The sequence below is a fragment of the Micromonospora sp. LOL_021 genome, assembly GCF_048060215.1.
Classification (GTDB): Bacteria; Actinomycetota; Actinomycetes; order Mycobacteriales; family Micromonosporaceae; genus Micromonospora_E.
Window position 1 is genome coordinate 1 of record NZ_JBHMIN010000187.1, and the last position, 260, is coordinate 260.

Here is a 260-nt window from a genome sequence, read left to right on the forward strand (position 1 = left end):
TCGGTGGCGGGCGCCAGACCGCCGACCCGGGCGCTGGTCAGCGACGTCCAGCCCAGGCTGACGCCGTCCACCCGCAGTTCCAGCTCGCCGCCGAGCGGGTGCCGGGGCCAGGAGAGCGAGACCGCCGACGCGGTGACGGCGGTGACGGTGATCGGCAGGGTCGGGGTCGACAGACACTCCGGGTTGACCCCGGAGAGCCAGGAGCGGCCGGTCACCGGGTCGGTCGGCGCCGACTCCCGCCCGTGCCGGTCGACGGCGGT

Annotated in this window: 1 protein-coding gene; it reads right to left on the reverse strand. The window is 76.5% G+C overall.

All coding sequences use genetic code 11. The annotated features are described in order from the left end of the window. Nucleotides 1–260, reverse strand: a 260-nt coding sequence (locus ACFHWT_RS31610) for a hypothetical protein (RefSeq protein ID WP_416598382.1), incomplete at both ends; no start/stop codon positions are given.